Genomic DNA, 10109 nt, shown 5'->3' with positions numbered 1-10109 from the left:
GGTGAGGGATGCGCGTGATCCGGAAAGGTCGCACCCCTCACCCCCACCCTCTCCCGAACGGGAGAGGGGGCGCGTCGTGCCCGACCGTGTCGCGTCGTGGTCGATCCCGCGGCGGCGAGTGTCCTGAACTCCGCCCCGGACGCGGGCGGAGAAACCGGAGAGCGAGCATGCAACTCGGGATGATCGGCCTCGGCCGGATGGGCGGCAACATCGTGCGGCGGCTCTTGGGCGCCGGCCACACGGCCGTGGTGTACGACCAGAACCCGCAGGCCGTGGCCGCCCTCGTCGAGGCGGGGGCGACGGGCGCCGACAGCCTGGAGGATCTCGTCGGCAAGCTTGCGGTGCCGCGCGCCGCCTGGGTGATGCTGCCGGCAGGCGAGATCACGGAGGCGACGGTGCAGCGCCTCGGCGGCCTGATGCAGGCCGACGACGTGATCATCGACGGCGGCAACTCCTTCTACAAGGACGACCTGCGCCGGGCCGCGGAGCTGCGCGAGCGGCAGATCCACTATGTCGACGTCGGCACGTCCGGCGGCGTCTGGGGGCTCGAGCGCGGCTACTGCATGATGATCGGCGGCGACACGGCCGCCGTCGACCGCCTCGACCCGATCTTCGCCACCCTGGCGCCGGGCCTCGGCGACGTGCCCCGCACCCCGGGCCGCGACAGCCGCGACCCCCGCGCCGAGCGGGGCTACATCCATGCGGGCCCGAGCGGGGCGGGCCACTTCGTGAAGATGGTCCACAACGGCATCGAGTACGGCCTGATGCAGGCCTACGCCGAGGGCTTCGACATCCTGAAGCACGCCAATTCCAAGGACCTGCCCGAGGGCCAGCGCTTCGACCTCAACATCGGCGACATCGCCGAGGTCTGGCGCCGCGGCAGCGTGGTCTCGTCCTGGCTCCTCGACCTGACCGCGCAGGCGCTGGCCGGCGACGAGCAGCTCGACGACTTCTCGGGCTTCGTCGCGGATTCCGGCGAGGGCCGCTGGACCCTCAACGCCGCGATCGAGGAATCCGTGCCCGCCAACGTCCTGTCGGCCGCCCTCTACGCCCGCTTCCGCTCGCGCGAGCACGCGAGCTTCGCCGACAAGCTGCTCTCGGCCATGCGCAAGGGCTTCGGGGGGCATGTCGAGCCGCAGTGACCCCCCGCGCGGGCCGCAACCGACAGGAGATCCGCCATGACGATCCCGCTGCCCTCCGGCGCCCAGGTCCTGCCCGACGCGGAGGCGGTGGCGCGCGCCGCCGCCGATCATCTCGTCGCGGTCTGCGCCGACGCGCCGGGCGACCGGGTCGCGGTCTGCCTGTCGGGCGGCTCGACCCCGAAGCGGCTCTACGCGCTGCTCGCGGGACCCGACTACGTCGACCGGGTGCCGTGGTCGTGCATCCACTGGTTCTTCGGGGACGACCGGGTGGTGCCCTGGGACGATCCGCTGAGCAACGTCCGCATGGCCCGCGAGGCGTTCGGCCACGGGGGGCCGATCCCGGCGACGCACCTGCACTTCATCCCCTCCGACCTCGGGGCCGAGGCGGGCGCGCGCGCCTACGCGCGGACGCTGGAGGACTTCTACGGCACCGGCCGGCTCGACCCGGCCCGCCCCCTGTTCGACCTCGTGCTGCTCGGCCTCGGCGAGGACGGGCACACCGCCTCCCTGTTTCCGGGGAAACCCGCCCTGGCCGAGGCGGATGCCTGGGCCGCTCCGGTGCCGGAGGCCGGGATGACGCCGTTCGTGCCCCGCATCACCCTCACCTACCCGGCCCTGGCTTCGTCCCGCTGGGTGCTCTTCCTGGTCACGGGCGCGGGCAAGCGCGACCCGCTGCGCCGACTCGCCGCCGGCGAGGACCTGCCGGCCGCGCACGTGACGAGCGCCGGGCAGGTCGTCTGGCTGGTCGACGCTGCGGCCGCGGAGGCCTGAGGCCGCTCCCGGCCGAGAGGCCCGGGCGCCCCGTCGGAGGTGGCCGGAACCGCAACCGGCGGCGCGGCGGAAAACGGTTGTGCAGCCGTAGCTTGTGTGAACCGGGCGCAGTTTCGGCGGCGTCATAATTCCGCCGCAGATCGCCGGGCTCCGTGATGGTTCGGGCGTCTCGCCCGGTATCCGGGGGTCGCCGCATGGGGCGCGCTGTGGCGGGCATGAACCTCGCCCGATCGGTCAGGAACGCGGCGCGCCGTGCCAGCCCGTGGCGCCGGGGCCGCTTCGCGCCGGGCCCCCTGCGGGTCGTGCGGCGGCGGGGGGGCTCGTCCGCGGCCGCGGGCGCCCTGCTCGGGGGCCTCGTCGCCGTCGCGGTGCTGGCGGCCTTCAGCCTGCCCCTCGTCTTCACCCGCGGCCCCGCCGCCCGGGCGCCGCTCCCCGCGGAGGCTGCCGCGAGCGTCGCCGCGGAGCCGGTGCGGCCCGGGAATGCCCGCGTCGAGGCCGCCGCCCTCGGCACGTCTGCGACCCCCGCCCCGGCCTCCGAGGCGCCGGCCCGGGCCGGGAGCCGTCTCGAACTGCCCGTTCTGGAAGAGGCGGCCGCCGAGATCGACCTCGAGCCCGCCGCCGCGGCGCCCGCACCCCCGCCGAGAGCGTTCCCGCTCCCGCCGCGTCGTCCGCCCGCGAGCGCCGCCCGGGCCGCTCCCTAGCGGTGCGGGCGCCTCAGTGCGTCCAGCCGGCCCGGATCGCTTGCGCCACCTCGTCGACGAACAGGCGCGTCTTGGCCGGCACCAGCCGGCCGGGCGGCAGGATCGCGTAGACCCCGCCCTCCTCCCGGCCGCCCCAGCCCGGCAGGACCTCGACGAGGCTGCCGGCGCGCAGGGCCGGCCCGGCCAGCCAGTCGGCCGTGAAAGTGATGCCCGCCCCGTCGATCGCCGCGAGCAGCAGCACCTCCGAGTGGTCGGCGACGAGGCTGCAGGCGGGCCGCACCGTCTCGCGCGCGCCGCCCTTCATCAGCGGCCAGTCGGGCCAGGCGGCGTGGCCGGTGAAGCCGAGGCAGGCATGCGCCATCAGGTCGGCGGGCGTCCGGGGCGTGCCGCGGGCGGCGAGATAGCTCGGCGCGGCCACGAGGCGGTTCCGGTAGGCGGCGATCCTGCGGGTCGTCAGCGAGCTGTCGCGCTGCACGCCGGCCGCCACCCGGATCGCCACGTCGATCCCCTCGGCCACCACGTCCACGAAGCGGTCGGTGAGGCGGGCCTCGACGCGGATCTGCGGGTGTCGCGCCAGGAACGGGGCCAGGAGGGGCGCGATCCAGAGCCGGCCGAAGGAGACCGGCAGCGAGACCCGCACGAGGCCCTGCGGGCTGGCCGCCCGGTCGCTCGCCTCGCGGCTGGCGCTCGCCAACTCGTCGAGAAGCGCCTGCACCCGGCCGAGATAGGTCGCGCCGACCTCCGTCAGGGCGACGCGCCGGGTGGTGCGCGAGAGCAGCCGCACGCCGAGCCGCTGCTCCAGCTGGCTCACCCGGCGGGAGAGGACGGAGGCGTCCCGCCCGAGCCGCCGCGCGGCCGCGGTGAAGCTCCCGGCCTCCGCCACCGCGACGAAGGCCGCCAGCGTCTCGAACCCGCCCGGTTCCAGCAATTCCTGCATCGATCGCACGAGTGATTTGCGGATCGGCCCGATTAACCCGCTCACCTGCAGGGCTTACCTCACGCTCACCGCAACGTCGAGGAGATGAGGCCATGAAGACGTTTCTCAGCATCGGCTCGGGCCCGGGCATGGGCCTGGCGACCGCTGAACGCTTCGCCCGGGAAGGCTTCCGGGTCGTCGTGAGCGCCCGGAACGCCGACAGGACCCGGGATCTCGCCGAAGCGCTCCGGGCGAAGGGGTTCGAGGCCGAGGCGCGGGGCGTCGACACGTCCGACCCGGCGAGCGTCGCGGCCCTGGTGGAGGATGTGGCGCGCGCGTTCGGCGGCATCGACGTGCTGCACTACAACGCCGCCTCGATGCGGCAGGCCGCGCTCGCCGACCAGCCCCGCGAGACCTTCAACGACGATCTCGCCGTCAACGTGGGCGGCGCGCTCGCGGCGGCGCAGGCCGCCGCGCCGGGGATGCGCGCGCGGGGGTCGGGGACGATCCTGCTGACGGGCGGCGGCTTCGCGCTGCAGCCCCACCCGGACTACCTCTCGCTCAGCATCGGCAAGGCCGGCATCCGCGCCCTGGCGCAGGGCCTGTTCGCGAGCCTCGCCGAGAGCGGCGTGCACGTCGCCACCGTGACCGTCGCGGGCTTCGTCTCCGCGGGCTCGAAGGACGCGGAGGCCGTCGCCGACGCGTTCTGGTCGCTGCACGATGAGCCGCGCGGCGCCTGGACGGTGGAATCCACCTACACCCCGAGCGGAGCGTAGCGGCGCCGCGGGCGGCCGAGCTTCGCGCCGAGAGCCGCCCGGACCCCGCATACCTGAGTATGATGTACGGGCATCCGCCGCCGATATAGTCATCGCCCGTCCGGATGACTGTATCGGGGCAGATCTGCTCCGCGCCCCGGATCGATGTCCACGTGTCGAGACGAGGCGTGACCATGCTCGATCGTCGCAGCTTCAGCGGTCTCATGCTCGCGGGCGCGGCCGCCGCCCTGCTCCCCCGCGCGGCGCGAGCCCAAGGCCAGCCCGCGCGCAACGTCGTGCTGGTGCACGGGCTCTTCGCCGACGGCTCGTGCTGGTCGGAGGTGATCGCGCGGCTGCAGGCGGCGGGGCTGAACGCCACCGCCGTCCAGAACCCGCTGACGACCCTCGAGGAATCCGTCGCCGCGACCCGGCGGGTCCTCGCCCGGCAGGAGGGGCCGACCGTGCTGGTGGGCCATTCCTTCGCCGGCATGATCGTGTCCGAGGCCGGGACCGACCCGAACGTGTCGGCCCTCGTCTACGTGGCGGCCCGCGCGCCGGACGCCGGCGAGGACTACGCGGCGCTCGCCAAGACCTTCCCGCCGCCCCCGGCCTCGGCCGGCATCGTCTTCGACGGCGACGAGGGGCGCCTGACCGAGGCGGCCTTCCTGCGCGACTTCGCCGGCGACCTGCCCCAGGCGCGGGCAAAGGTGCTCTTCGCCGTCCAGGAGCCCTTCCGGAAGGCGCTGCTCGCGGGCCGGACCACCCAGGCGGCATGGCGGGCGAAGCCGAGCTTCTACGCGGTCTCCTCCGAGGACCGCACCATCGACCCCGACCTCCAGCGCTTCATGGCCAAGCGCATGAACGCCCGGACGATCGAGCTGCCGGCGAGCCACCTCTCGCTGATCTCGCACCCGCAGGAGGTCGCGGGGCTGATCCTCGAGGCGGCCCGCGGGGCCGCCTGACCGGGGCCGGAGGCCGCAGGCTGATCAGAGCTCCCGCGCCCGCACCCCCTGTGCGCCATCTCGAACGATCCGCGGCCGAGGGGCGCCGAAACGTCGCGTGAATGTGGGAACGCCGCACACCTCCGTTCCGAGCCACGGGCCGGCAAACCCGCGTCCCGGGGATGCGCCGGATCGCACGAAGGCGTAGAGTGACCGCATCGCTGGCCGAGATTTCGGGCGTCAGAGACTGAGAGACCGTGCGTGCTCCCGTCTGAGACGTGGAGCATCGCCATGGTCGATGACCGCCCGCCCACCGTCGATCTTCTGGCCCGAGCCGACCGCGCGATTGCCACGAGCCGCAGGCTGCAGGCCCAGGCGGCCGCCCTGAAGGATGCGGCCCGCCTGATCCTCGATGCCCATTGCGCGGCGCTCGACGAGGATCTGCTCGCCGAGACGACGCGGAGTCCGGCGCGCCGGCGCCCCGATCAGGCCTGATCCACCGGCCCGGCGTCGTCACGGGTTCCGCCTGTGGCGGGCAGGACACACGTTTCAGTTGAAATGAACGGTCCTGCTCCGCGCGCGGGAGGCGGCGCCGGTGCGCGCCCGGCTGTCGCGGTGCGGGTGGCGAGCGGCCTAACAGGCTGCCCTCGCGAGCGTCGCCCGGCTCCGGGCGCCACACGCGTCGGGTCAAAGGATCATCCAGTCTGGATCCATTCCAGAATAGTTTAGAGGAGTTCTACAAGATACGTCTTGGAATACGGAATGCACTTGCTATCAACGATCCCACATCGCGAGGCTTGCTATCCCAGGGCGGAAATATTGTGCGATGCATCTGCGTTGAGGATGATGTGATGACCCGGTTTCGGCAGAATAGCGCGCATGGCAGCGTCCGTCAGTCCTTGCGGTGCTCCCTGACTATTCTGCTTCTTTCCACAACCTGCAGCTTCTCGCTCGTCGGCGCGGCCGCGGCCCAGGACGCCGCCACGGCGATCGAGCTGTCCGAACTCAACGTCACCGGCGAGGGGGCCGGCCGGAGCCTCGGCGCCGGCCTGTACGGTCCGGGCGGGGCCTCGGGCCCGGTGCCCGGCTACGTCGCCAGCCGCTCGACCGTGGCCACGAAGACCGACACGCCGGTCCTGGAGACGGCGCAGTCGATCTCGGTGATCGGCCGCCAGCAGATCGAGGACCAGAACGCGCTGACCATCAACCAGGCCCTGCGCTACACGCCGGGCGTCACGACGGAGCAGCGCGGCGGCGCCGGCTCGACCCGGCTGGAGCAGTTCTTCATCCGCGGCTTCTCCGCCCCGCTCTTCCTCGACGGCCTCGCCCTGCCGGGCAGCCGCGACGCCTTCCCGACGGTCGATCCGTTCCGGCTCGAGCGCGTCGACATCATCAAGGGGCCGGCCTCGGTCCTCTACGGGCAATCGGGTCCGGGCGGCATCGTGAACCTCGTCTCGAAGGTGCCGCGCTTCGTCCAACACGGTGAGATCTTCGTCCAGGGCGGCGGCTTCAACGAGGTGCGCGGCGGCTTCGACGTCGGCGGGCCGATCGCGTCCGGGGCCGGCCCGCTCGCCGACCAGTTCGCCTACCGGATCATCGGGCTGGGCTGGAACGGCGACGGCCCCGCCGAGACGACACGCGTCGAGCGCGCCTTCATCAACCCGAGCCTGACCTGGCGGCCCTCCGCCGACACCCAGCTCACGATCATCGGCAACTACCAGCGCGACCCGTTCTCGGGCTTCTACGGCGGCTTCCCGGCCGTCGGCACGGTGTTCCCCCGCAACTTCGGCAACGGCGTGATCGGGCGCCTGCCGGCGGACTTCTACGATGGCGACCGCAATTTCGAGCGCTCGGACCGGACGCAGGGCTCGATCAGCTACCTGTTCGACCACCGCATCAACGAGCACCTGCGCTTCCACTCGGCCGGCCGCTACCTCTACTCGGAGGGCGATTACCGCAGCGTCTTCACCGCCTTCAACAACGCCAACGGGCCCTTCACCTCGGGCCCGCTGATCGCCCGCTCGCGCGGCGGCACCAACGTCGAGATCGACGCCTTCACCATCGACAACAACTTCGTCGCCAATTTCGACACGGGCATCTTCGCGCACACGGCGCTCCTCGGCGTCGACCACCGGACCTTCCGCACCCGGACGCTGTCGGGCCCGTTCCCGGACGCTCCCGCCCTGAATGCGCTGGCCCCCAACTACGCCATGAACATCCCGTTCCCGCCCTTCACGGCGGATGCGCGGATCACCGCCGAGCAGACCGGCGTGTACTTCCAGGACCAGGTCAAGTTCGACCGCCTCGTGCTGACGCTCGGCGGGCGCTACGACATCGCCCGCCAGAGCGGGCCGACCCGCACCATCGCCACGGGCGCGGTCGCCAACCAGGACGTGCCGGCCGACGCCTTCACGGGCCGCGCGAGCCTGCTCTACCTGTTCGACAGCGGCGTCGCGCCGTACGTCTCCTACAGCGAGGCCTTCGAGCCGATCGTCGCCGGGCGCATCTTCGACACCGCCTTCGGCACGGCCGGGCGCATCCCGGACCCGATCACCAGCAACCAGTACGAGGCCGGCATCAAGTACCAGCCGCCCGGCACCGATATCCTGCTCACCACGGCCTTCTTCGACATCCGGCGGTCGAATGCGACGAACACCGACCCGGTCAATCAAGGCTTCGTGGTGCAGACCGGCGAGGTCGGCGTGCAGGGCGTCGAGTTCGAGGCGCGGGCGAACCTCGCCGAGGGCCTCACCCTCGTGGGCGGCGTCTCCTTCCTCGACATCCGCAACGTCCGCGATCTCGGCACCACCCCGAACGACCTGACCGGCCGGCCCGTCCCGCTCCAGGGCCGGCGCCCGGTGCAGGTGCCGGATTCCACCGCCTCGCTGTTCGTCGACTACCGCTTCACGGAAGGTCCGCTGATCGGGCTGGGCCTCGGCGGCGGCGTGCGCTATCTGGGACCGTCCTGGGGCGACCCGGCCAACACCTTCAAGGTGCCCGAGAGCGTCCTCGTCGACGCGGTCGTGTCCTACGACCTGAAGCACCTCGACGCGACGCTGCAAGGCTTCACCATGCAGATCAACGCCCAGAACCTCCTCGACGAGCGCTACGTCACGGGCTGCTTCGCCTATTCGGGCTGCTATCTCGGGCTGCCGCGCACGGTCTACGCGACCCTGCGGTACCGCTGGTAGGGCCGCCGCCGATGCGCACCGGCTTCCGCCAGTCGATGGCGTGGCTGCACACGTGGTCCGGCCTCGTGGTCGGCTGGGTGCTGTTCGCCGTCTTCGTCACGGGCACGGCGAGCTACTACCGCCCCGAGATCACGCACTGGATGCAGCCCGAGCTGCGCCGCGACGCGCAGTTCACGCCCGAGGCGATGGCGGCGGCGGCCGAGCGCGGCGTCGCGCACCTGCAGGCCCACGCGGCCGACGCGCGGACGTGGTTCATCGGGCTGCCGAGCACCGAGAAGCCGGTCCTCGACCTGTTCTGGCGGAAGGGGCCGGGACGGCCGCCCGAGCGCGCCGTCCTCGACCCGGAGACCGGCGCGCCGGCCGCCGTGCGCGACACGCGGGGCGGCGACTTCCTCTACCGCTTCCACTTCGAGCTCAACATGCCGCCCCTGTGGGGGCGCTGGATCGTCGGCATCTGCGCGATGATCATGCTGGTGGCGCTGATCTCCGGCATCGTCACGCACCGGCGCATCTTCGCGGACTTCTTCACCTTCCGGCGGGACAAGTCCCACCAGCGCGGCTGGCTCGACGCGCACAACGTCACGGGCGTGCTGGCGCTGCCGTTCCACCTGATGATCACCTACACCGGCATCGTCACGCTGATGCTGATGTACATGCCCTGGGGCGTGAACACGGCCTACCGGGGCGACGCGCAGCGCTTCTACGCCGAGAGCGGTCAGATCACGGCGCCGCGCCAGCCCGCGGGGCGGCCGGGCACCCTGGCCCCGGTCGGGCCGATGGTGCTGGAGGCGATGGCCCGCGTCCCCGAGCCCCTGGAGCGCCTCTCCATCGTCAACCCGCGCGACGCGAACGCCACCGTCGTGGCGGTGTTCGAGGAGCCGCACGGCCTCTCGCACGAGCATCCGCAGATCGCCTTCGACGGCACCAGCGGCGCGGTCCTGGAGGTTCGCGCCGGCGGGCTGCAGCCCGCCTCGAAGACCTTCACGACCATGGTCGGCCTGCACGAGGCGCACTTCGCCGACGCGGCCTTGCGGCTGCTGTTTTTCCTGTGCGGGCTGGCCGGCTGCGCCATGGTGGCGACCGGGCTCCTGCTCTGGGCGGTGGCGCGCCTGCCGAAGCCCGGCGCGCGCGCCGGGCTCGGCCTGCGGCTCGTCCAGGCCCTCAACATCGGGACGGTGGCCGGCCTGCCGGCGGCGGTGGCGGCCTACTTCCTCGCCAACCGCCTCCTGCCGGCGGCGCTCCCCGGGCGGGCGGCCTGGGAGGTGTGGGCGTTCTTCGGCGTCTGGCTCGCCGTCGCGCTCGCCGCCCCCCTGCGCCCGCAGCGACGCGCCTGGCCCGCGATGCTGACCGTGAGCGCCCTCCTGTACGCCGCCGTCTGCGCGGCGGACGTCCTGCGGATCGCGGGGGACCGGCTCGCGGGGGGCGCCCCCGTCGAGACCTTCTACCTCGTCTTCGACAGCGTCCTGCTCGGCCTCGCCGCGCTCCTCCTGGCCGCCGCCCGCAAGGCCGCCGCACACGACCCGTCCGCCCGTCGGGACGCGCGCGCCGGCGCCCGGCCGCGCCGGCCGGAGCGGGAGCGCGCCGCCCTTCCCGAACCCGGCGAGTGAGGGCGTCCCCGCCCCGCGCCCGCGGCTGACCGCCGGCCGGGGCGGGACCTCTCGGCCGCGCCGGCGGGCCGAGCTTCGCCATGTC

General features: G+C 73.0%; 9 protein-coding genes. 8 read left to right on the top strand and 1 reads right to left on the bottom strand.

What is annotated here, in order from left to right; all coding sequences use genetic code 11:
• Positions 1-167 precede the first annotated feature (167 nt).
• The 3 genes from gnd (at position 168) to MOX02_RS17220 (ending at position 2614) form a co-directional block, all read left to right on the top strand.
• Complete coding sequence (gene gnd / locus MOX02_RS17230; protein ID WP_147027025.1) at positions 168-1142, top strand: phosphogluconate dehydrogenase (NAD(+)-dependent, decarboxylating); 975 nt, start codon at positions 168-170, stop codon at positions 1140-1142.
• A gap of 36 nt (positions 1143-1178) precedes the next feature.
• On the top strand, positions 1179-1913 hold the full coding sequence (gene pgl, locus MOX02_RS17225) for a 6-phosphogluconolactonase (RefSeq protein WP_147027024.1): 735 nt from the start codon (positions 1179-1181) through the stop codon (positions 1911-1913).
• Between the two features lie 194 nt (positions 1914-2107).
• On the top strand, positions 2108-2614 hold the full coding sequence (locus MOX02_RS17220) for a hypothetical protein (RefSeq protein WP_147027023.1): 507 nt from the start codon (positions 2108-2110) through the stop codon (positions 2612-2614).
• Between the two features lie 13 nt (positions 2615-2627).
• Here the strand turns inward: MOX02_RS17220 and MOX02_RS17215 are convergent, their stop codons facing one another.
• A complete protein-coding gene (locus MOX02_RS17215; RefSeq protein WP_373866761.1) occupies positions 2628-3551 on the bottom strand; it encodes a LysR family transcriptional regulator in 924 nt (307 codons plus the stop codon).
• Positions 3552-3643: 92 nt separating this feature from the next.
• Between MOX02_RS17215 and MOX02_RS17210 the strand changes: the two genes are divergently transcribed.
• The 5 genes from MOX02_RS17210 (at position 3644) to MOX02_RS17190 (ending at position 10024) form a co-directional block, all read left to right on the top strand.
• Entirely contained in the window at positions 3644-4306 is a 663-nt protein-coding gene (locus tag MOX02_RS17210) for an SDR family oxidoreductase (protein WP_147027021.1), read from the top strand.
• Between the two features lie 173 nt (positions 4307-4479).
• Entirely contained in the window at positions 4480-5247 is a 768-nt protein-coding gene (locus MOX02_RS17205) for an alpha/beta fold hydrolase (protein ID WP_147027020.1), read from the top strand.
• A gap of 270 nt (positions 5248-5517) precedes the next feature.
• Complete coding sequence (locus tag MOX02_RS17200; protein WP_147027019.1) at positions 5518-5721, top strand: hypothetical protein; 204 nt, start codon at positions 5518-5520, stop codon at positions 5719-5721.
• Between the two features lie 356 nt (positions 5722-6077).
• The gene (locus tag MOX02_RS17195; protein WP_147027018.1) at positions 6078-8417 is read left to right on the top strand and encodes a TonB-dependent siderophore receptor; all 2340 of its coding nucleotides are present in this window, start codon (positions 6078-6080) and stop codon (positions 8415-8417) included.
• An 11-nt stretch (positions 8418-8428) separates the two neighbouring features.
• Positions 8429-10024, top strand: coding sequence for a PepSY-associated TM helix domain-containing protein (locus tag MOX02_RS17190; protein WP_147027017.1), 1596 nt, complete (start codon positions 8429-8431; stop codon positions 10022-10024).
• Positions 10025-10109: the final 85 nt, after the last annotated feature.

The organism is Methylobacterium oxalidis (assembly GCF_007992195.1).
GTDB classification, from domain to species: Bacteria; Pseudomonadota; Alphaproteobacteria; order Rhizobiales; family Beijerinckiaceae; genus Methylobacterium; species Methylobacterium oxalidis.
This window is presented reverse-complemented; position numbering and strand designations above follow the sequence as displayed.

Bases quoted from the DNA above. Each gene is read 5' to 3' on its own strand.
- gnd (WP_147027025.1), top strand. From the start codon at position 168: ATGCAACTCGGGATGATCGGCCTCGGCCGGATGGGCGGCAACATCGTG.
- pgl (WP_147027024.1), top strand. From the start codon at position 1,179: ATGACGATCCCGCTGCCCTCCGGCGCCCAGGTCCTGCCCGACGCGGAG.
- MOX02_RS17220 (WP_147027023.1), top strand. From the start codon at position 2,108: ATGGGGCGCGCTGTGGCGGGCATGAACCTCGCCCGATCGGTCAGGAAC.
- MOX02_RS17215 (WP_373866761.1), bottom strand. From the start codon at position 3,551: ATGCAGGAATTGCTGGAACCGGGCGGGTTCGAGACGCTGGCGGCCTTC.
- MOX02_RS17210 (WP_147027021.1), top strand. From the start codon at position 3,644: ATGAAGACGTTTCTCAGCATCGGCTCGGGCCCGGGCATGGGCCTGGCG.
- MOX02_RS17205 (WP_147027020.1), top strand. From the start codon at position 4,480: ATGCTCGATCGTCGCAGCTTCAGCGGTCTCATGCTCGCGGGCGCGGCC.
- MOX02_RS17200 (WP_147027019.1), top strand. From the start codon at position 5,518: ATGGTCGATGACCGCCCGCCCACCGTCGATCTTCTGGCCCGAGCCGAC.
- MOX02_RS17195 (WP_147027018.1), top strand. From the start codon at position 6,078: ATGACCCGGTTTCGGCAGAATAGCGCGCATGGCAGCGTCCGTCAGTCC.
- MOX02_RS17190 (WP_147027017.1), top strand. From the start codon at position 8,429: ATGCGCACCGGCTTCCGCCAGTCGATGGCGTGGCTGCACACGTGGTCC.